Below are 21,647 nucleotides of genomic sequence, written 5' to 3'. Positions count from 1 at the left end.
TGAGCGGCTACTATCCATGACGGACAGTAGCCTTTTCTTGTTCAGTAACGGCAGAATTCGGATGAGTGAAAGTCCGTTTATGCCGAATTCGATCTGTGATCCACAAGACAACGGTGATCAGGCAAGGGTAAAGCATGGCCCACCCGACAAAGGGGAAAACAACTGCCGTGGAAATGAAGGAAATCCAACTAATGGAAACTCCCCAACGACTCCCACGTAGGAGCTTGATTCCTGCTGCACAACCCCCTAGATAGGTCAGAATGAAGGTAGCGTTCGGCAATTGGATCAGGTTGGTGAGTGAAACAGCACCGCTACTGTACAACACCATAATGATCACGAAGCAGACGCTAAGAAAAGCAATGCCCCCGATGGGGGTATGGAAGCGTTGGGATAACACGCCCATCCAGCGAAAGGCCTGTCCTTGTCGAGATAAAGCATAAGCGACTCGTGAAGCGGCACCCACGTAAGCAATAATAGTAGCGGTGCAAATAAAGATCCCCGTCAAGCCCGCAATGATCGCACCCCATGGCCCGATAGCCCGACTAATCACCCATATGAGCGAAGCATCCGAACCCCCTGCAAGGTAACTTTGTGTGCCTACCGTAGCAAGCGCAGTAAGGAAATAAAGCAAACCCACAATGACGGCTGCAATGGTCACACCTCTAACGGCAGACCGCTCGGGATTGGTAAATTCCTCTGACATATGGGACACAGCCTCCCAGCCGATAAAGCACCAGAACAGAATCGCAGCTGCTTGGCCGACAGAAAGCCAGCCATGTGGAACAAACGGCGTGAAGTGAACAGTTTTCATCTGAGGGAGTGCTGCGGCGATAGCGAATATCAGGACGGCAACGATGGCTATAACGACGGCAATCTGAATACGTCCGGCAACCTTCATACCAATCCAGTTGATAACCAGGCCCACCGCCAGCATGGCAGCGGCCAACATTATGCGGCTTTCCTCTCCCCAGCCCATAGCTGCGGTCATATAGCCGGCTCCGGTAAGTGCGGCAACAGGGGCCCCAATTGGAACCGACATGAGAAAAAACCACCCGATATAAGCACCAGCACGTGGGGAAAAGGCCAACGTCACAAAATGCGATACCCCTCCCGCATTTGGGAATTTCGCGGATAGAAGTCCCATGGAAAGCGCCATTGGCAGAATGAGCAGGGTCATGAATCCCCATGCCAGCAACGATGCTGGACCCGCCATTTGGGCGGCAAGACCAGGCACAATCAATACCCCCGAACCCAATACAGCTCCGATATAGAGCGCAATGGCCTGTGGAAGACCAATAGTGGATTGAAGCTTATTTTCATTCGTCATGCAGAAAAGCCTTCTTTCTCTTGTTATTTTCTCCAGCTTATCAGATAATCAATCTATCGGAAAAACGGAATATTACGATTGCTTGCATCGGAAAAATCGATTGAAGGAGCGGATTATGGAATCGCGGCATTTGTTTACCTTTATAAATGTGGTGGAGGCAGGCAGTTTTACGCGAGCAGCGCGTATACTGGATTATGCACAGTCAAGTATTACTGCTCAAATTCAAACACTGGAGACGGAATTGGGTACGCCGCTGTTTGATCGCATTGGCAAGAAAATTATGCTGACCGATGCCGGACGACGCCTGCTGCCCTATGCGCAGGAAATTTCCAAGATGCATGCTATGGCCAAGGATGCGCTTCGTTCAGAAACAGAATTAGCAGGAACGCTAAAAATAGGAGCACCAGAGTCTCTGGCTGCTTTTCGTTTGCCGAGTCTGATCCGTGAGTACAGGGAGCGGTACCCAAAGGTTAAAATTGTACTTAAACCCGGCGAATGCTGGGAATTACGTGATTTGATCCGTTCCGGTGAATTGGATTTGGCTTTTTTGCTTCAACCTGAGACGGAGGATAGGGAACTGAATATCACCACGCTTATTCATGAGCCGATGGCGCTGGTGGCGCCACTGAAGCATTCGCTGGTTGCCTATACACAGGTAGAGCCTGCCGACTTGAAGGACGAAACCATTTTGCATACGGAGGCTGGATGTACGTACCGAATCCTTTTTGAGCAGTATTTGAACAAACACGGTATTTTTGCAGACCCTAGTCTGGAATTTTGGAGCATAGAAGCCATCAAGCAATGCGTCATGGCTGGACTGGGTATCGCGCTGCTTCCGCTGGTTACGGTACAAAATGAGCTGCGAGAAGGGAAAATGGCACGTCTAGCCTGGGATGACAGTGAACAGCAGGTGGCTACTCAGGTCGCTTATCACACGAAAAAGTGGAAATCGCCAGCTCTTAGCGAATTTTTACAGATCGTTGAGCAGTATGTAACACATTGGCGTGCATGAGTTCAAGCCATGGCGGCATATGCTTATACAAATAATATTTTTTCCTTTTCGCCTATTCACTCAACATTCGCCCACAACCTGCATACATATGTATGGAATGATTGATTGTATGGAGGAGGTTCAAGAATGGCATTAAGTCATAAAAATCGTAGAGAGATTATTACCAAAGCGATCTGTGGTAAAGGTCGCAGATTCTCTACCGTAACCCATACCGTAACTCCGCCGAATAATCCGACCAGTATTTTGGGGGCATGGATTATTAACCACCAGTATGAAGCTGTGGCGGCTGGAGACGGCATTGAGGTCATCGGGACGTATGATATCAATATTTGGTACTCATACGATAAAAACTCGCAGACCGATGTGGCTAAGGAAACGGTGTCGTACGTAGAAAATGTGCCGCTCTCGTATCTTGATCCGAAGCACCGGGCGTCTACAGTGGAAGTATCCGCCGAAGCTACACAGGAGCCAAGTTGCGTCGAGGCCAGTGTGTCTTCTGGAGGTGGCAGCGTAATGATCCGGGTCGAGCGGGAATTTGCGGTGGAGCTGGTGGCGGAAACGAAGATTGTTGTAGAAGTATTCCCGTATGGCAGCAGTGACGATTTTGACAAGGACTTTGATTTTGGAGCGGAAGAGGGGGACTATGAGGAGCTCGACCCCGACCTCATTGACGACGAGCTCTGACAGGAGTGACCAAAAAGAGGGCCACTTTACTCTTTGCGCCGGCTGATATTGCGCAGGGGGCAAAGGCCCTCCTTTTTTGTCGTTTGGATTGTTTAAGTCCGTACGTAGATCGGTAAGGGGGAGTTATGATGCGGCAACCGGGACAGGCGCTCAGACGTTTCAGACAGATGACGGACGATGAAAAAATGCGCAGATTGGAGCGCTCAGGTATTTCGGTTCGTTGGCTGGATGAGAGTACAGCAGATTTTGCGATCGGCTACGCGGTGCAAATCCATCAACTACGGGTGCTGGAAATCCGTAGACGTGCCCTCGAAGGTTCTACTAAGGTTAGTACATATGATCGGTCTGAACTAGATTATCAATCACCGCTCTATGTCCGGATGGAGCGGCTGGCTGTACGTGCGTTGTATACTCTCGGTTTGGACAGTGGTGAGGTAGTGCTAACGCCGCTGGGAGAACGTAATTGTCAGGTTCGCCATGTCTTGGCACAGCCATGGCTGAACGATAGACGTTTGGCCACGCTATATGAAGCTGCTGCTCGTGAAGAGGATGCTCCGGGAGAGGAACTTTCAGCGGAACGGGGCAGAGCGCGACTATTAATCGGAATGGATCCCGAATTTGTGCTGGTTCGTATGCCAGAGGAGAGGGTTGTTCCGGCCTCTCGATATTTGGGCCGATTAGGCGTAGCCGGCTGCGATGCCGTTACCCGCCGAGGACGAACGCTATACCCAGTCGCTGAGCTTCGTCCTGCACCAAGTGAAGATCCGGCCCGTCTGCTGAGGCACCTGCGCCAAGCTTTTGCGATAGCAGCTCGGCAGATAGATGACCATACGCTCATCTGGCAGGCGGGCGGAATGCCGCAACCGGGTTTTCCCTTGGGCGGACATCTGCATTTCAGCGGGGTTCCGCTAAATGGTGCCCTGCTCAGGGCACTAGATAACTATTTGGCGTTGCCTCTGGCGCTGCTGGAAGACAAGCGCTCGGCTCGGCGCAGACCGCATTATGGCAATTTGGGCGATTTTCGCCGTCAGTCTTATGGAGGCTTTGAATATCGAACACTGCCCAGTTTTCTAATCTCGCCACAGCTGGCGAAAGGTGTGATTGGGATGGCGTTTCTGATTGCTTCCCAATACTCACGTTTGCAGCGTAGGCCGCTGGGAGAAGAAGAGGCTCACAGAGCTTTTTATGAAGGGAATCAGGTTGTACTTAGAGAGTATATGGAGCCACTTATTTTAGATATGATTTCATTAGAGATCTTTTCTCAATATGAAGCTTATATAGCGCCACTGCTGGATAGCCTTCGCAAGGGAAAACAATGGGATGAAACACGGGATTTGCGCCCGTACTGGAAGCTTTCGTAAAATCAAGTGTCAACACCCGAGAGGGTTTCATGTTATCGACTGTCATTTTTGATATAATGAAAGATAATTATGAGTTTAAACGGAATGAAGTGTGGGGGTTAGGTAACGGTATGTCTAAATATACACCGATGATCGAGCAATATTTATCTATAAAAGAGCAGGCTAAAGACGCATTTTTGTTTTTCCGCCTGGGCGATTTTTACGAGATGTTTTTTGATGATGCGATTCTTGCATCCAAGGAGCTGGAAATTACACTGACTGGTCGTGAGGGTGGCGCCGCGGAGAAAATTCCGATGTGCGGCGTGCCTTATCATTCAGCAGAAAATTACATACAACGCCTCATTGAGAAGGGTTATAAGGTGGCCATCTGTGAACAAATGGAGGAAGCCTCAGCTACCAAGGGAATGGTACGGCGGGATATTGTCCGTGTTGTGACCCCGGGTACGGTCATGGAAGGCAAGGTGCTGGGTGATAAATCCAACAACTACATGGTATGTGTCACAGAGACGGACGGGATGCTGGCGCTGGCGGCATGCGACTTGTCGACAGGTGAACTCTATGTGACTTCCGTACCTGATTCGAAAGAATGGCTATTAGATGAAATTAACATTTATGAGCCGTCCGAAATGTTGGGAGATGGTCATTTGCTCGATTTCGTGACCTCTCGTATGTCCCCTGTTGGAAGGCGGGTTGTGTATACGGCGTGGGACAAATCCAAAGATGATCTGGTACGGGATCAATTTGGTGAAGCCACGTGGGCAAGGCTTACGGAGGAACGCAGACGGTGCGTATCGCGCCTGATTTCCTATTTAAATGAAACGCAAAAAAGATCGTTAGGTCAACTGACCCAAATCTCGGTCTATGAGCCTAATCATTTTATGATTCTGGATCCATTTACCCGCCGGAATCTGGAACTGGTGGAGACGGTGCGTGAACGCTCCAAGAAAGGCTCGTTGCTGTGGTTGCTGGATCGCACAGAGACATCCATGGGCGCACGTTTGTTGCGTCGTTGGATCGACAAGCCGCTGTTGAGTAGCAATTTAATTGAGGAACGGTTAGAAGCGGTAGACAAGCTATACCACCAGTTTATTTTCCGCGAGGATGTACGTGCTCAGCTTAAAGAGATTTACGACCTAGAGCGTTTGGTAGGACGGATCGCTTTTGGTAGTGCTAATGCACGAGATTTGATCGCCCTCAAGCTGTCTCTGGCCCAAATTCCGTCTTTACGCGAGCTGTGCGCTGAATCTCCGTCGAATACGCTGAGACGAATTGCACAAACATTGGACAGCTGTGCAGACCTGTGTACGCTGATTGAGGAAGCAGTGGCTGATGAACCCCCAATTTCCGTAAGAGATGGAGGGCTTATAAAGGAAGGCTACCATCAGCGTCTAGACGAACTGCGTGAGGCGAGTGTGAACGGTAAGCGTTGGATTGCTGAGCTGGAGGCCAAAGAACGAGTAGCAACCGGCATTCGGTCACTCAAAATCGGATACAACAAAGTATTTGGTTACTACATTGAGGTGACCAAATCCAATTTGGCTTCATTACCGGAAGGTCGATATGAACGCAAACAGACGTTGGCGAATGCTGAGCGGTATATCACACCAGAATTGAAGGAAAAGGAATCGCTAATTCTGGAAGCTGAGGATAAGATGGTGGATCTGGAGTACACGCTTTTCTCTGAGCTTCGCAGTAAACTGAACGCTGAAATTCCTCGCCTGCAAAAGCTGGCAGAGCAAGTTGCTGAAATTGACGTGTATCAGTCGCTGGCGACGGTTAGCGCGGAACGAGGGTTTGTAAAGCCTGAGCTGACAACAGGATATGATTTTGTAGTGGAACAGGGACGGCACCCCGTTGTGGAAGCCGTCATGAAAGATGGCGGCTTTATCGCCAACAACACAGTGTTGGAAGAAGCCGATGCGCATATTCTACTCATCACCGGTCCGAATATGGCTGGGAAAAGTACGTATATGCGTCAGGTTGCACTCATTGCGATTATGGCTCAAATTGGCTGCTTTGTCCCGGCTGCACGTGCTAAAGTGCCGATGCTGGATCGCATTTTCACACGGATCGGCGCAGCGGATGATCTCATTGGCGGACAGAGTACGTTTATGGTCGAAATGGCAGATATTCAAGTCATGACGGACAAGGCAACTCCACGAAGTCTGATTATAATTGATGAACTGGGACGAGGAACGTCCACCAGCGAAGGGATGGCAATTGCACAAGCGGTCATCGAATTTGTGCATGATACGATTGGCTGTAAGGCGCTGGTATCTACGCACTTCCATGAGCTGGCCCATTTGGAGCAAGGTCTGACTTCGCTGCGAAATTATTCCATGGCCGTGCAGGAAAGCGGCGATAAGGTGAATTTCCTACGCAAGCTCATACCGGGTGCGGCTAGTAGTAGCTATGGTATTTATTGTGCCCGACTTGCAGGTTTGCCTAATAACATTATTGAGCGAGCAAATGGTCTGCTGTATGGTTTTGAACAGGCGGCAGCTCAAGTAACGGCAGGCACCGAGACAGCAAGAGGAGCGAAGGAAGGGACTGATCTTCGTACAGTGCCAGGGACAGAAGAGATTTCTCCAATGTCCGCAAAATATGCGGACCAGACATTGCGAGCAAACGGAGAAACTGCACCACCAGTCCAGTCTGGATCACAGCAAGCTACCCTGGTAAAAGAAGATACTCTACAGATTGTGGAAGATTCAGGTGAGTTGGAGCATGCAGCTTCTGACGTGGTACAGCTGTCCATTTTCGGAGAGCAGGACCTTGCTCCCTCCAAGCCACACTCAGAGACGGTAGAAGCTAATCCGATCGTGCGCCAAATTTTGCGGAAGGTGAAAAATGCTGATGTCATGAATATGACACCCTTACAGGCGATGCAACTGTTAAATGAATTAAAGAATAAGGCCAATGGTCTGTAATTAAAATATACTAAATTATTTTTTTGCTTATTTTTCATCACACTTTGAAGTCAGGAGGAGGTTAAAAGGATGTCTAAAATTCGAGTGCTAGATGAGCATATTGCGAATCAGATTGCTGCCGGTGAGGTCGTGGAACGTCCAGCCTCCGTCGTGAAGGAGCTGGTGGAAAATGCGATTGATGCGGGCGGTACACGAGTGGACGTATGGGTAGAAGAGGGCGGCCTGCAAAGTATTCGGGTGACGGATAATGGCAGTGGGATAGAGCCTGAGGACGTGGAAACGGCATTTTATCGACATGCGACAAGCAAAATCGGACATGGCCGAGACTTGTTCCAGATCACAAGTCTCGGCTTCCGGGGAGAGGCATTGCCAAGTATAGCGGCTGTCTCAAAAGTAGAGCTACTCACAGCAGCAGGAGATGACGGCCGTGCCCGTAAATTGGTGATTGAGGGCGGTAAACTGATGCTTCACGAGAATGCTGCTGGAAGGCAGGGGACGGATTTTACCGTACGCGATCTGTTTTATAATACACCTGCACGGCTAAAATATATGAAAACGATCCAGACGGAATTGGGACACATTTCGGATGTATTGTATCGAATGGCGCTTTCGCACCCAGAAGTGGCCTTTACATTGCGGCATAATGGTAATACATTGTTGCAAACGCTGGGCAATGGTGATTTGCTCCAAGTGATTGCTGCTATTTACGGAACTTCTGCGGCGAAATCAATGTTGATGGTGGAAGGAGAGAGCCTTGATTACCGAATTAGCGGCTATGTCAGTCGCCCAGAGTGGACCAGATCGAATCGAAATGCAATCTCGACAGTAGTGAATGGACGATTTGTGCGGAGCTATGGGCTCAATCAGGCACTGCTCAAGGCGTATCATACTTTGTTGCCGATTAATCGTTATCCGCTGGCTGTGATCCAACTGGACATGCATCCTTCTTTGGTGGATGTTAATGTCCATCCAGCCAAGCTGGAGGTGAGGTTCAGTAAAGAAGCTGAACTGTTTCAGCTGGTTGAAGATTCGGTAAAAGCTGTTTTAGGGCAGCAAGTGCTGATTCCAAAGGCAGTCAAACGCGAAATTGGCGGCAAGGATAGCGGCTCATTTGTGCAGGAGCAGTTTCATTTCTCGAAAGGAAATAGTGCAAAAGTAGATACTTCTACAGATAATATAAGCAGTAATGAAGAGAGTAAGAAGTTTAGCTATGAACATGAGCAACTTCCGAATAGGGGGAGCCATTCCGTCATTGGACAGGCCAACACTCTCGCTCGTCAAAGTATCAGTGATGATGAGCTGGATGCAGATTTTGTGGAAGAAAACAACGAGGGTGATGTTAGAGGAGGCGTGTCGCTTCCTGATGGGACGACTACTCGGATATCCACAGGAGATCATGCCGAAACAGATGTCTCTTCCTCGTACAGCGAAGGGATACAGGAAACGGCTGCTTCTGCTACTTACCGTCCTGCTGTTTCACCAATTGCAGACAACACTACTAAATTCACGGATCAGAAGCCGCGCCAGGAGCATCTAAATACAGAGCAATTGACAGCGTTGTCGGGGGCAGCCCCTGAGGTGCCTACTTTTCCTGAGCTGAATTTAATCGGTCAGCACCATGGGACCTATCTGATTGCGCAGAATGACCAGGGCTTGTATTTAATTGATCAGCATGCCGCCCATGAGCGGGTCAATTACGAATTTTATTACGAAAAATTTGGCAATCCTGAATCAGTATCACAGGAGTTGTTACTGCCAATTACATTGGAATTTACGCCTTCCGAGACGGAAAAATTGAAAACGAGGTTGCACTGGTTTGAACAGGCGGGGGTGTATTTGGAGCATTTTGGCGGGCAAACCTTCCGTGTCAGCTCATATCCGTACTGGCTCCCCAAAGGAGAAGAAGCGGATGTCATTGAGGAAATGGCCGGATGGGTACTGGAGGAAAAAGCCATTGATCTTGCTAAACTGCGGGAAGCAGCCTCAATCATGTGCTCCTGCCGGGCTTCGATTAAGGCAAATCAGAAGCTGACTGACCGACAGGCTTCCGTGCTGCTAGAGCGTTTGGCAGCCTGCAAACAACCCTATACCTGCCCCCATGGGCGCCCCATCGTTGTTTCCTTTTCCACATATGATCTGGAGAAGCTGTTTAAAAGAGTAATGTAAGGGAGTATAAATATGTTGCAGGATTGGGAAAACCGTGAAGAAGAAAAGCAGATGATGCTTCGTGAGAAGCAAGCTGAATTACTGGTCACGACAGGAGATTCTCCCTCGGACGAGGTTGTGGAGCGCGCAAAGTTGCTTGCAGCCGAGCTTGGGGTGCTGTACGCTCCACGTCGCGGCATATCAGTAGCTAAGCTAATCGCTGCTCACAGAGTCCGTCAGGCTCTGGTGCTGGTGCAGGGCGGGGTGAGGCTGATTGGCCCGGAACAATCACCGATGATTTTTCATCCAAGCATGGGATTCATTCGAGCTAAAAGGGTATTAAAGGGCGAGGCTGATCCGATGTTGACGGCTGCCCGACTTGCCCCGGGTGATACCGTGCTCGATTGCACGGCAGGGCTCGGTACGGATTCTCTTCTATTCTCGATTGGAACGGGAAGCTCTGGACAAGTTACAGCTGTGGAGAGTTCCTTCCCTGTCTATGCATTAATCAAGGATGGGATGAGGCATTACCGTTCCGGTAACGCTGTAGTGGATAAAGCCTTTTCAGACATTGACGTTCGTTATGGTCATCATCTGGACTATTTGCGTAGCTTGCCGAATCGAAGTGTAGATATTATTTATTTTGACCCGATGTTCCGTGATCCGTTGCTTGATTCCAGTGCAATCGGTCCATTGAGAGGATTGGCTAATCCAGATGCGTTGAATGAAGAAAGTATTGCTCATGCGAAAAGGGTTGCACGAAAAACAATTGTATTGAAAGAAAAAAGGGGTAGCGGAGAGTTTGCCCGCCTCGGCTTCCGTGTGGAGCAACGGGGCACAACGAAAACAGTGTACGGAGTGATTGATATTGACAGTGGCATCTAAGCCTAAACTACTTGTTCTTGTTGGCCCGACTGCGGTTGGCAAGACGAAACTAAGCATCGAAATGGCTCGACAATTTGACGCGGAAATTATTTCCGGGGATTCCATGCAGGTATACCGTCATATGGACATTGGAACTGCCAAAATTTCCGAACAGGAAATGAAAGGAATCAAGCACCATTTAATCGATATTCATGAGCCTGAATACCCATATTCAGTAGCCCAATTTCAGGAAGACTGTCGTCGTCTCATACCTGATATTCAATCTAGGGGAAAGCTACCTTTCATCGTAGGCGGAACGGGTTTGTATGTAGAATCGGTTTGCTATGAATACCAGTTTTCTGAGGTAGGGGCTGATGAAGCTTTTCGCCAGGAACAGCTTGACTATGCCGATCAGTTTGGGGCCGAAGCGCTTCATGCGCGACTAAAGGCAGTTGATCCCGAAAGTGCACTTCGTCTGCATCCTAATGATCGTCGTCGAGTCGTGAGAGCGCTGGAAATTTACCATGTTAGCGGAACAACACTTAGCTCTCAACTTGCCAGTCAAAAAAAGGAATCTCCCTACCAACTCTGCATCGTAGGTTTGACAATGGATAGGCAAATGCTATATAAACGTATTGAAGACCGAATTGACGGGATGCTCGATCAAGGGCTTGTTGCTGAGGTAACCTCCTTAATGGAACGGGGAGTGCGAAGCGATGCCATCTCCATGCAAGGTCTAGGCTATAAAGAGATATCCTCCTACCTGCGGGGAGAGGTGTCTTTGGAGGAGGCGGTGACTTGGCTAAAACGGGATACGCGCCATTTTGCGAAGCGACAGCTCTCGTGGTTTCGCCATATGAAGGATATCCAGTGGGTAGATGTCACTGATTTCGAAAATTTTTCTGCTCATGTAGCCCGAATACACGAAATTATAGCAGGAAAGTTCCGGACAGACCTTGAATATACATCAAAACAATCCAAATGATTATTGGGGGTACGGCTAAAATGAACAAGTCTATTAATATCCAAGATACGTTTCTGAACCAATTGCGCAAGGATTCTATACCTGTAACGGTATACCTCATCAATGGATTCCAGGTGCGAGGAACGATTAAAGCATTTGACAATTTTACAATTGTTATCGATTCGGATGGAAAGCAACAGCTGATCTACAAGCATGCCATCTCCACCTTTACACCGCAACGCAACGTATCGCTTGTACAACAAGATAACGCTAGCGATAACTGATTACGGCTGGACGGCCGCCCGGGTAATGAAACTTTTCAGGCGTCCGTCTCGTCTAACTGTATAGGAATGTGACCGGGAGCAACCTGATCAGGGTTGTTCTTTTCATTCCGTTTACTTTCATGCTGCCGACAGCTAGCTCTAAGCTTAGGCTCGGTGACATAATGATTATTCGCGAAAGGGAGTCAGGGGAATGCCAAACGATTCATTGTCCAGATCCGGCAATCGCAATAGAAACACATCTAAAGAGAAGCCGAAGGGCAAGAAAAAGAAAATAACAGGTAAGCGAGTTGGGTGGACGCTGTTTATTACAGCAGCATTAGCCATATTTTGCGCACTTGGTGGTTATTTATTTGTCATGGTTAATGGCGAAAAAATCTACAAAGCCAACAAGGACAAAATTACAGTGAACGAGACATCAAAGGTGTATGACCGCAACGGTGTGCTCATGGGTGAGCTGTCTGTGCAAAAAAGTGACCCAGTGAAAAGTGAAGAAATTCCACCGTTGCTCAAAAAAGCTTTTATCGCAACTGAGGATAAGCGTTTTATGGAGCATCAAGGAGTTGATATTTGGTCTATCGGTCGGGCGGCAGTGAAGGATATCGTTGCTCGTTCTGCGGTGGAGGGCGGCAGTACGCTGACTCAGCAGTTGGCCAAAAACTTGTTTTTGACACGTGACAAAACCTTTTTCCGTAAAGCGACAGAGGTATCCATCGCAATGGCGCTGGAGCGGAATTTGACTAAAGATGAAATTATTACGTTATATCTGAATCGGATTTGGTTTGGACGCTCATATTCTGGAATTAAGGCAGCGTCGGAAGGCTATTTTGGTGTGTCAGACTTAAACGAATTAAAGTTGTGGCAAGTCGCTACACTAGCAGCAATTCCGAAAGGGCCATCCAAGTATAATCCGATCAGTAACCCGGAAAACTCAAAGGCCCGGCGTGCAGTGGTTCTCCAGCTGATGTTTGAGCAGGGAATGATTGGCAAGCAGGAAATGGAAGAAGCCAAGGCTATAAATTACGATTACAAACAACCGGAAAAAGTGCAAAAGTATCAAAATTTTATGGAATATGTCATGGATGAGGCAGAGGATGCCTTGCCAGGAGTCAGCGGCAATGATCTGATTATTGGTGGTTATAAAATTCATACGACAATGGATGCTCAGGCTCAAAATGCGCTGGACCAAGCGATGGCAGATGATGATATGTTCGAAAAGAGTCCAGACGATCAGCCTGTTCAAGCCTCTATGGTTATTATTAACAACCAAACAGGTGGTATTGCCGCGATGGCACCCGGACGGGATTACAAAAAGGGAACCTTCAATCGTGCGACACAGAGCCGCAGACAGCCAGGATCGGCCTTTAAGCCGCTTGTAGCCTATGCGCCAGCTCTTGAATCCGGTAAATTTACGATAGATACTCCTTTGAGTAACGAACGGCAGAGCTTTAACGGATACAGTCCGAAAAACTTGCATGGTTACTCTTCGACCATCAGCATGATCGATGCCATTACGAAGTCTGAAAATATACCACCTGTATGGTTGTTGAACCAAATCGGTGTGGAAAAAGGGGTTCAATTCGCCGAGAGCGTAGGCATACCGATGGACAAAAATGATCACTCGCTTGCTATCGCATTGGGGGGGTTAAGCAAAGGAACAAATACCCTCGAAATGGCGCAGGCCTATAGCGCTTTTGCCAATAAGGGACAATTCCAAAAGGCTTACTCCATTAAGCAAATTAACAATAGTGATGATCAAGTGGTTTATACTCATAATGAGGAATCCAAATCTGTTATGAGTGAGAAAACGGCTTATGAAATGACAAAAATGATGCAAAATGTGGTCAATAGCGGTACAGGTCGCAAAGCACGTATTGACTGGCCTGTAGCTGGTAAAACGGGTACGACCCAAAGTGGAATCAGCGGCAACAGTGGTAACCGGGACATTTGGTTTGTCGGTTATACGCCGGAATATACCGGAGCGGTATGGATGGGGTATGACAAGCCGGACAGTAAGCATATGTTGAGAAACTACAGTGGACAGTCGGCAGCCTTCTTCGGAAGGGTCATGGGTGAAGCTCTCAAGGGGCATCCGGTAACGCAATTTAGCGAGCCGAAGGGATATGAACCACCGGTTGAAGAGAAGCCAGAAGAGCCGGTTCAGGCCACCGCTCCTAGCGGACTGAGCGGGTCTTATAGTCAGGATACCCAAATTGTATCGTTGTCTTGGAATGCGGCAGAGGGAGACAATGTACAATACCGTGTTTATCGTAAAGAGTCTTCCGAAGGAAGCTTCCGGACGATTATGGAGGCGATGAGAGGCACGAGTGGTGAAGATACGTCTCCTGTAGCTGGAAAAACGTATCAATACTATGTCGTAGCTTATGGAGCGGATGGTAAAGAATCCGCAGCTTCCAATACGATTAGTGTAGAAATTCCGGCAGAGACTACTCCGATAGATCCGCAGCCAGGAAACGATCCTAATCAGGATGAAACCGTACCGGATAATGGCGAGAATATAGACGGTCAGAACGGCACAGACCAGGGGAATACGATTCCTGGAGGTACTGATAACGGTACTGGTACTGACCAAGTTCCAACGTCTCCTGGAGGTAACAATGGAAATGGTACTGGAGGCACAGGCAACAGTAACGACAATTTTGGGAACGGAAACGATACAAATACGGGGAATGGTCAGACGACTACACCGGATTCAGGTATAACTGATGAAAATACTATGACCAATCCAGAAAATACAGATGCATCTACCACAGGTGCTATTATGGATGGAAGTCAGGAAGGCACATCCAACGGTCATTCAAACTCCAATCGTGGACGTCACAACCGGGATTAGCAAATATGTTTTATGTAAGATGATAGTGGCTTCAAATCAAAGGTATTTTCGGACTGTTTTGACAGTCTGAAAATACCTTTTTTGCTGTAATACAGGGGTTATTTTTGAGTGTACAGTTTAAATATGGTAAGCTGGTTTTACCAATGTTGGAGAGGAACATCATTTATGAAGCGCAAATTCGGAGACCGGGCCAACTGGCGCAGAATCACCAATCGCAAGTTTGCTTGCCGGTATGTAGAAAGTGATGCGTTTACAGGATATGTGACCCTGTATACTATTTTGAGTCTCAAGGAGCCATTATGGAAAAGTTATGGTGGTCATACGTTTTGCATAGCCGATAAAGGTTATTCCTGGTTACAATATTATCCCAAAGGTAAGCATTATGTGGTGACTGCTATGTTTGACAATCGAGAGCAAATCGTTGAATGGTACATTGACACCTGCCGAAATCAAGGAGTAACCGATCAAGGAGTTCCTTGGTTTGATGATTTGTATTTGGATGTGGTCGTGCTTAAAAACGGTGAAATCTTTCTGGTGGATGAGGATGAACTGGAGGAGGCGCTACAACGAGGGCATATTTCTACGCAAGAAGCAGAATTGGCTAACCGAACGGCGGCTGACTTGTTACATCAGATCGATGCTCATATGTTCCCCTATTTTAAAATGTCGCTGAAACACCGGGCTGAATGGTTTCACAACGGTGATTTCAAGAGAGAACGGTGAAATTTTTGCAGTGGATTAAAAGCACTGGGCCCCAACTTCATGAGCCAAAAAGCAGGCAAAGTCGCAATGGGAAAATATTTATGGTATCGAAGCGTTTCATACTTGGTTTGATGATTTTCATTTTGGTCGGATTCGTATGGGCAGGTATCCGAGTATGGAATATGAATACAGCTGCCTCTACCAATCCACTCCAGCATGCACAAATTGGTATCGTACTAGGTGCCTCTATGTGGGGAGCTGAACCCAGTCCTGGTTTAAAAGAAAGATTAGAAGAAGCCTTGTGGTTATATCGCAACGGGACGGTGCAGCGACTAATTGTAAGTGGAGGACTGGATCAACCTGATTTTCCGTACACGGAGGCCGAGGGGATGCAACGCTACTTGGTAGATAGAGGAGTTCCTGTACAGCATATTCTATTAGAAAACCAGGCGACCAGTACTTACGAAAATCTGCTCTACAGCCAGCGTATCATGAAGGAATATGACTGGAACTCCACCGTAATCATCACACATAGCTATCATGGACCTCGGGCGATGGAGATTGCTCAATTTTTGAATTTTGATCATCCTCAGATGGCTCTGACCGAATCCAAAGTGCTGAATATGCCAATCCATCAATCAAGAGAAGTGTTGGCTTACGCTAAATGGACGCTGCAACGGTGGTGGATCAGTGCTCAAACTTGGATTGCCTGAATTGAGGGAAGGCTTAGTGCACGTTCTCGTTGCTTTTATGCTAATAAGGACATGCTGGACCGAATACATTAATAGGGTAAGCTGTGCCTGAAGAAATGTTGAGGTGATGGATGCATGAACGGACGGGGAATCGCCGCGGGCAAGCGGTCGGAGGAGAGACCTTCCAGACAAATCAATGTCGTCCTGCGTAGCCCGGAGCCGATCGCTTCGGTGACTGTGGACGAGACGGAAGCAGTGGCTTCGACCAAGTCGCAGGCGCTACCACAGTATCTCAGTCTTTATCAGGAAATTCAGAAAGAACTCGATCATCTCGTCGGCTTGGATAACATCAAAGAGCTGGTATTTGAGGTATATGCCTTTTTACAAATCGCCCACATGCGCACTGATGCAGGTCTGTTGAGCAACGCACACGTATATCACATGATTTTCAAAGGAAATCCAGGTACGGGGAAAACGACAGTAGCCCGCATTATCGCTAAAATGCTGCAAAAAATGGGGGTGCTGAGTAAGGGCCATCTGATTGAGGTGGAGAGGGCTGATTTGGTAGGTGAGTATATCGGCCACACTGCACAAAAAACGCGGGACCTGGTAAAGAAATCTCTTGGCGGCGTGCTGTTCATTGATGAGGCTTACAGTTTAGCACGCGGAGGGGAAAAGGATTTTGGAAAAGAAGCGATTGATACCCTGGTAAAGGCCATGGAAGACCAAAAAAATCAATTTATTTTGATCCTCGCAGGGTATTCGGGAGAAATGGACTTTTTTTTACGGACAAATCCTGGTCTTCCTTCTCGTTTTCCAATCCAGTTGGATTTTCCTGACTACACTGTGGATCAGCTCATTCAAATTTCGGAATTGATGGCTAAGGAAAGGGATTATATTCTCATGCCTCAGTCTATACTCAAAATGAAGGAGCATTTGCTAAATGAGCGAAATGACAGTCTCCATGCATTTAGTAATGCACGTTATGTTCGTAATGTGATTGAAAAAGCGATTCGACACCAAGCTGTCAGGCTGCTTAATCAGTACAGGAGCGGGCAACCCGGTAAGCAGGAGTTGATGACGTTGCGACCAGAGGATTTGAAAATGGACAAAAGATAGGCGATAATAGGAATCTGAATCATATCGAATTGTATGACATCGAACGAGGGCCGGCCTGACATCAGGTCGGTTTCTGTTCGAGAGTTGACATGAAAATAAAGGAGCAAACAATATGGCGAACTCCACTCATGATACACAAACCGAAATGCAGGATAAGGCGGTACTGGTCAGTCTAATTACGGATGAAGTCAAACGATCTGGCATCAATACAGAATATTCGTTGGAAGAACTGGTGAAGCTGGCTGAAACAGCGGGAGTTGAAGTCCTAAGCGTCCTCACACAAAATAGGGAATCCAAAGACTCAAAATGGTTTATTGGCAAAGGAAAAGTAGATGAATTGCGTGCAGTTGCTGAAGAATTGGGAGCGAATACAGCTATTTTTGATCAGGAGCTCTCGGGAGCTCAAGTACGAAATCTGGAAGAGAGCCTGGATCTCAAAATAATTGACCGAACACAGTTAATTCTGGACATATTTGCTCAGCGTGCAAAAACACGGGAAGGTATTATCCAGGTTGAACTGGCGCAGTTGTCATACTTACTCCCTCGACTGTCTGGACACGGTAAAAACCTTTCACGGCTCGGTGGCGGAATCGGAACACGTGGTCCTGGTGAAAGCAAGCTCGAGACGGACCGTCGTCACATTCGTGACCGAATTAGTGATCTGAAACGCCAACTTGAGGAAGTGACGCGTCATCGGTATTTACACAGGGAGCGCAGACAAAAGGCTGGCATCGTTCAGGTGGCACTTGTTGGCTATACGAATGCCGGGAAATCAACACTGTTGAAGCAACTGACAGCTGCCGATGTATATATTGAGAACCAACTGTTTGCAACGCTCGACCCTACCTCCAGAACAATGGAATTGCCGAGTGGCAAAGAAGTTATTCTCACAGATACAGTAGGATTTATTCAAAATCTGCCTCATGATTTGGTAGCCTCTTTCCGGGCCACTTTGGAAGAGGCCAATGAGGCCCATCTCATTTTACATGTCGTGGACGCCTCTTCAGACATGCGTGACGAACAAATGAAAGTTGTAGAGTCAATTCTGCAACAGCTTGGGGCTGCGGACAAGCCTCAGATTGTATTGTTTAACAAAAAAGATGCTTGCACCCCTGAACAATTGGAAATGCTTCCTTCCGGGGAAGGCTATTTGAAAATCAGTGCATTTGATGAAGCGGATTTGCTACGCATTCGCGAACTGGTTCAGGAGCATCTGAGCGGTGACACACTGAGATTCCGTATTCCTGCGGAACGTGGGGATTTAACATCTGTGCTTTATCGAATTGGAGATGTACTGCTGACAGAGTATGATGGCAATGATGTCATTTATGAGGTAGAAATTCAAAGAGGCGAATACGAAAAGTATGGTCATGCTCTCAGTGAGTTCACAGAAAGTTAACATCTAATGACGTTTTTGGGTCAATAAGATCATAATGCTTATCGTTCCAAATGGAACAACAATATAACATGATTAGCCTAAGGCTGCGGAAGAGAGAGGGTCAAGAAGGTAAATGGTAGTTTTTAGTCCGGAAATTCAGCAAATTCAGGAAACGGTAGAACATAAAATACAAGAACGTATACAGCACATAGATCATATTGTAGATGCAAATCAGTGGAAGGTCATTCAGGCCTTCCAGCGCAAGCAAGTGAGCGATTTTCATTTTGCAGGTTCAACGGGATATGCTTACAATGACCGGGGGCGTGAAGTGCTGGAAGAAGTCTATGCAGATGTGTTCGGTGCGGAGGCAGCGTTGGTGCGTCCGCATTTTGCCTCGGGAACGCATACCATCGCCACGGCTTTATTTGGTGTGCTGCGACCAGGGGATGAGTTGTTATACATTACAGGGCGACCATATGATACCTTACACAAAGTGATTGGTAAGCCCGGCGACGGAACAGGATCATTGCAGGACTTTGGTGTTACTTATGGAGAGACAGCGCTGACAGCAGAAGGTAAAGTGGACTGGAAAGCGGTGGAGTCCGCAATCCATGACAATACCAAAGTGATTGGTATCCAGCGCTCACGCGGCTATGATTGGAGAGCTTCCTTTAGTGTGGCAGATATTGAAGAAATGACGGCACGAGTGAAAAAGATAAAGCCTGACGTAATTGTCTTTGTAGACAATTGCTACGGGGAATTTACTGAGAAGCTGGAACCTACTCAGGTCGGTGTTGATTTGATGGCAGGTTCGTTGATTAAAAATCCCGGTGGTGGCATTGCAGAAACGGGTGGATATATCTGCGGCAAACATCAATATGTAGAGCTGGCATCCTACCGATTAACAGCACCCGGTATCGGGGGAGAAGTAGGAGCGATGCTAGGTACTACACGAGGCATATACCAGGGACTATTCCTTGCTCCTACATTGGTGGGGCAAGCGGTTAAAGGAAGTATATTCGCAGCTGCAGTCTTTGAGGAAATGGGTTTTGAGACCAAACCGGCCTGGCATGAAGAGCGTACGGATTTGATTCAGGCCATTTCTTTTAGCGGAGCAGAACATCTAATTGCTTTTGTACAGGGCATTCAGCGCGCAGCCGCCGTGGATAGCCATGTGGTGCCAGAGCCGTGGGATATGCCGGGTTATGAGCATCCGGTTATTATGGCAGCAGGTACATTCATACAAGGTGGAAGTTTGGAATTATCCGCAGATGCTCCGATTCGAGAGCCTTATATTGGTTACATGCAAGGGGGCTTAACCTACTCTCATGTCAAATATGGAGTACTTATGGCTCTGCAAACGATGAAAGAACGTAAATTATTGTGAGTTTTTCTAACATATCATTGACACTTTGCATCAGCTAAATGTACAATAAGGTGAATAATAGATCACTGGAAGGTTGATGACAAATGGGCGACGAAATTCGCAGAAATATGGCCTTGTTTCCAATAGGTATTGTCATGAAGCTAACGGACTTGTCAGCACGTCAGATTCGTTATTATGAGCAGCATAATTTGATAGTTCCTGCCCGTACATCAGGTAACCAACGACTTTTTTCATTTAATGATGTAGAGCGTCTGCTCGAAATTAAGGCGTTGATCGAGAAGGGTGTAAACATTGCAGGAATTAAACAAGTCATGAATCCGGTTACCAAGGAATCGGAGGAAGCTACAGTTATTACTGCAGATACGGAAGTCAAACGCCGTGAAATGTCCGACACTCAGCTTCATCGTTTGTTGAAGCAACAACTTGTTGCAGGCAAAAGACCAGGACAGGTATCTTTGATCCAAGGCGAATTATCACGGTTTTTCAACAAAAGATAATGCTGTGGCTTACCTTTTGGCATAAGTTTATTCTACTTAAAAACGGTCTCATCATTTAAGTCATTTATGATACAGCCGATTTGCATATAGTCGTTACAGAAAGGGAGAGGTTAGTGTGAGTTATACCAGAGAAGATATCATTAGGATTGCGAAAGAAGAAAATGTTCGTTTTATTCGTTTGCAGTTTACAGATTTGCTGGGCACCATTAAGAACGTTGAAATTCCTGTTAGCCAGCTGGAAAAAGCTTTGGATAACAAAATGATGTTTGACGGTTCTTCCATAGAAGGCTATGTACGTATCGAAGAATCTGACATGTACTTATATCCAGATTTGGACACTTGGGTTGTATTCCCATGGGTAACCTCAGATCGTGTAGCTCGTTTGATCTGCGATATTTACAAGCCAGACGGCTCTCCATTTGCAGGTGACCCGCGGGGGATCTTGAAACGTGTACTTAAGGAAGCTGAAGAAATGGGATACACTTCGATGAATGTCGGACCAGAACCTGAATTCTTCTTGTTCAAAACCGATGAAAAAGGCGATCCAACCACAGAACTGAATGACCAAGGCGGATATTTTGACCTGGCTCCAATGGATCTGGGTGAGAACTGCCGTCGTGAAATTGTTCTTAAGCTTGAAGAGATGGGCTTCGAAATTGAAGCATCCCACCATGAGGTCGCACCTGGTCAGCATGAGATTGACTTTAAATATGCAGATGCAGTTAAAGCTGCCGATCAGATTCAAACGTTCAAGCTCGTTGTTAAGACCATTGCTCGTCAGCATGGTTTGCATGCAACCTTTATGCCAAAACCTTTGTTCGGCGTGAATGGTTCCGGTATGCACTGCAACCAATCGTTGTTTAAGGACAATGAAAACGTATTTTATGATGAGACGGATGAACTCGGATTAAGCCAGACAGCTCGCCACTATATGGCAGGTATTCTTAAACATGCACGTGCAATGGCAGCGATCACGAATCCAACAGTAAATTCCTACAAACGTCTCGTACCAGGTTATGAAGCGCCTTGTTATGTTGCTTGGTCTGCAAGCAATCGGAGTCCGATGATTCGGATCCCCGCATCTCGTGGCCTGAGCACTCGCGTCGAAGTTCGGAACCCTGACCCGGCAGCGAATCCTTATCTAGCCTTGGCTGTAATGCTGAGAGCAGGTTTGGATGGTATCAAACGTCAGATGGCTTTGCCAGCCCCAATCGATCGCAACATCTACGTGATGTCCGAGGAAGAGCGAATTGAAGAAGGCATTCCTAGTCTGCCTGCAGACCTGAAAGAAGCTCTGTCTGAGCTTATTCGGAGCGAGGTGATCTCTGACGCACTGGGTGATCATGCTCTGGCTTACTTCTATGAGCTTAAGGAAATTGAATGGGATATGTACAGAACACAGGTTCACCAGTGGGAACGTGATCAATATCTGACGCTTTATTAATAGATA

At 47.3% G+C, this 21,647-nt stretch carries 17 protein-coding genes; 16 read left to right on the top strand and 1 reads right to left on the bottom strand.

Annotated features, from left to right (window positions below):
- Window positions 1-10: 10 nt before the first annotated feature.
- Window positions 11-1,327 (bottom strand): amino acid permease, encoded by a 1,317-nt coding sequence (locus PPM_RS14715; RefSeq protein ID WP_013371554.1) that lies wholly within the window; start codon window positions 1,325-1,327, stop codon window positions 11-13.
- Between the two features lie 115 nt (window positions 1,328-1,442).
- On the opposite strand from PPM_RS14715, the gene PPM_RS14710 reads away from it, so the two are divergent.
- The 16 genes from PPM_RS14710 to glnA all read left to right on the top strand — a co-directional run bounded on the left by PPM_RS14710 (window position 1,443) and on the right by glnA (window position 21,641).
- Window positions 1,443-2,339, top strand: coding sequence for a LysR family transcriptional regulator (locus PPM_RS14710; protein ID WP_013371553.1), 897 nt, complete (start codon window positions 1,443-1,445; stop codon window positions 2,337-2,339).
- Window positions 2,340-2,465: 126 nt separating this feature from the next.
- Window positions 2,466-3,023 carry an outer spore coat protein CotE gene (locus PPM_RS14705; protein WP_013371552.1) on the top strand — a complete coding sequence of 186 codons (558 nt, stop codon included), beginning with the start codon at window positions 2,466-2,468 and terminating at the stop codon, window positions 3,021-3,023.
- Between the two features lie 125 nt (window positions 3,024-3,148).
- A complete protein-coding gene (locus PPM_RS14700; RefSeq protein ID WP_013371551.1) occupies window positions 3,149-4,384 on the top strand; it encodes a putative amidoligase domain-containing protein in 1,236 nt (411 codons plus the stop codon).
- A 110-nt stretch (window positions 4,385-4,494) separates the two neighbouring features.
- A complete protein-coding gene (gene mutS, locus PPM_RS14695) occupies window positions 4,495-7,314 on the top strand; it encodes a DNA mismatch repair protein MutS (RefSeq protein WP_043886123.1) in 2,820 nt (939 codons plus the stop codon).
- Window positions 7,315-7,383: 69 nt separating this feature from the next.
- Window positions 7,384-9,480: a DNA mismatch repair endonuclease MutL gene (gene mutL / locus PPM_RS14690; RefSeq protein ID WP_013371549.1), complete on the top strand. Its 2,097-nt coding sequence runs from the start codon at window positions 7,384-7,386 to the stop codon at window positions 9,478-9,480.
- A gap of 12 nt (window positions 9,481-9,492) precedes the next feature.
- Window positions 9,493-10,344, top strand: a complete 852-nt coding sequence (locus PPM_RS14685; protein ID WP_013371548.1) for a class I SAM-dependent methyltransferase — start codon at window positions 9,493-9,495, stop codon at window positions 10,342-10,344.
- Entirely contained in the window at window positions 10,328-11,308 is a 981-nt protein-coding gene (miaA, locus tag PPM_RS14680) for a tRNA (adenosine(37)-N6)-dimethylallyltransferase MiaA (protein ID WP_013371547.1), read from the top strand. The genes PPM_RS14685 and miaA overlap by 17 nt, the downstream gene beginning before the upstream one ends.
- Before the next feature lie 20 nt (window positions 11,309-11,328).
- Window positions 11,329-11,571 (top strand): RNA chaperone Hfq, encoded by a 243-nt coding sequence (gene hfq / locus PPM_RS14675; protein ID WP_013371546.1) that lies wholly within the window; start codon window positions 11,329-11,331, stop codon window positions 11,569-11,571.
- Between the two features lie 190 nt (window positions 11,572-11,761).
- Window positions 11,762-14,422, top strand: a complete 2,661-nt coding sequence (locus tag PPM_RS14670; protein ID WP_013371545.1) for a PBP1A family penicillin-binding protein — start codon at window positions 11,762-11,764, stop codon at window positions 14,420-14,422.
- Window positions 14,423-14,587: 165 nt separating this feature from the next.
- Entirely contained in the window at window positions 14,588-15,145 is a 558-nt protein-coding gene (locus tag PPM_RS14665; protein WP_013371544.1) for a DUF402 domain-containing protein, read from the top strand.
- Window positions 15,142-15,837 carry a YdcF family protein gene (locus PPM_RS14660; RefSeq protein WP_013371543.1) on the top strand — a complete coding sequence of 232 codons (696 nt, stop codon included), beginning with the start codon at window positions 15,142-15,144 and terminating at the stop codon, window positions 15,835-15,837. The genes PPM_RS14665 and PPM_RS14660 overlap by 4 nt, the downstream gene beginning before the upstream one ends.
- A 114-nt stretch (window positions 15,838-15,951) precedes the next feature.
- Window positions 15,952-16,935 carry an AAA family ATPase gene (locus PPM_RS14655; RefSeq protein ID WP_013371542.1) on the top strand — a complete coding sequence of 328 codons (984 nt, stop codon included), beginning with the start codon at window positions 15,952-15,954 and terminating at the stop codon, window positions 16,933-16,935.
- 112 nt (window positions 16,936-17,047) lie between these two features.
- Window positions 17,048-18,334, top strand: coding sequence for a GTPase HflX (hflX, locus tag PPM_RS14650; protein WP_013371541.1), 1,287 nt, complete (start codon window positions 17,048-17,050; stop codon window positions 18,332-18,334).
- Window positions 18,335-18,446: 112 nt separating this feature from the next.
- The gene (locus PPM_RS14645) at window positions 18,447-19,700 is read left to right on the top strand and encodes an aminotransferase class I/II-fold pyridoxal phosphate-dependent enzyme (RefSeq protein ID WP_013371540.1); all 1,254 of its coding nucleotides are present in this window, start codon (window positions 18,447-18,449) and stop codon (window positions 19,698-19,700) included.
- Window positions 19,701-19,783: 83 nt separating this feature from the next.
- On the top strand, window positions 19,784-20,197 hold the full coding sequence (locus tag PPM_RS14640; RefSeq protein WP_007430683.1) for a MerR family transcriptional regulator: 414 nt from the start codon (window positions 19,784-19,786) through the stop codon (window positions 20,195-20,197).
- A 115-nt stretch (window positions 20,198-20,312) separates the two neighbouring features.
- Complete coding sequence (gene glnA / locus PPM_RS14635; protein ID WP_013371539.1) at window positions 20,313-21,641, top strand: type I glutamate--ammonia ligase; 1,329 nt, start codon at window positions 20,313-20,315, stop codon at window positions 21,639-21,641.
- Window positions 21,642-21,647 lie beyond the last annotated feature (6 nt).

Source organism: Paenibacillus polymyxa M1 (assembly GCF_000237325.1).
GTDB lineage: Bacteria > Bacillota > Bacilli > Paenibacillales > Paenibacillaceae > Paenibacillus > Paenibacillus polymyxa_C.
Note: the sequence above shows the minus strand (reverse complement) of the source record. Positions and strands in the feature narration are given on the sequence as shown.

Bases quoted from the DNA above. Each gene is read 5' to 3' on its own strand.
- PPM_RS14715 (WP_013371554.1), bottom strand. From the start codon at position 1,327: ATGACGAATGAAAATAAGCTTCAATCCACTATTGGTCTTCCACAGGCC.
- PPM_RS14710 (WP_013371553.1), top strand. From the start codon at position 1,443: ATGGAATCGCGGCATTTGTTTACCTTTATAAATGTGGTGGAGGCAGGC.
- PPM_RS14705 (WP_013371552.1), top strand. From the start codon at position 2,466: ATGGCATTAAGTCATAAAAATCGTAGAGAGATTATTACCAAAGCGATC.
- PPM_RS14700 (WP_013371551.1), top strand. From the start codon at position 3,149: ATGATGCGGCAACCGGGACAGGCGCTCAGACGTTTCAGACAGATGACG.
- mutS (WP_043886123.1), top strand. From the start codon at position 4,495: ATGTCTAAATATACACCGATGATCGAGCAATATTTATCTATAAAAGAG.
- mutL (WP_013371549.1), top strand. From the start codon at position 7,384: ATGTCTAAAATTCGAGTGCTAGATGAGCATATTGCGAATCAGATTGCT.
- PPM_RS14685 (WP_013371548.1), top strand. From the start codon at position 9,493: ATGTTGCAGGATTGGGAAAACCGTGAAGAAGAAAAGCAGATGATGCTT.
- hfq (WP_013371546.1), top strand. From the start codon at position 11,329: ATGAACAAGTCTATTAATATCCAAGATACGTTTCTGAACCAATTGCGC.
- PPM_RS14670 (WP_013371545.1), top strand. From the start codon at position 11,762: ATGCCAAACGATTCATTGTCCAGATCCGGCAATCGCAATAGAAACACA.
- PPM_RS14665 (WP_013371544.1), top strand. From the start codon at position 14,588: ATGAAGCGCAAATTCGGAGACCGGGCCAACTGGCGCAGAATCACCAAT.
- PPM_RS14655 (WP_013371542.1), top strand. From the start codon at position 15,952: ATGAACGGACGGGGAATCGCCGCGGGCAAGCGGTCGGAGGAGAGACCT.
- hflX (WP_013371541.1), top strand. From the start codon at position 17,048: ATGGCGAACTCCACTCATGATACACAAACCGAAATGCAGGATAAGGCG.
- PPM_RS14645 (WP_013371540.1), top strand. From the start codon at position 18,447: ATGGTAGTTTTTAGTCCGGAAATTCAGCAAATTCAGGAAACGGTAGAA.
- PPM_RS14640 (WP_007430683.1), top strand. From the start codon at position 19,784: ATGGGCGACGAAATTCGCAGAAATATGGCCTTGTTTCCAATAGGTATT.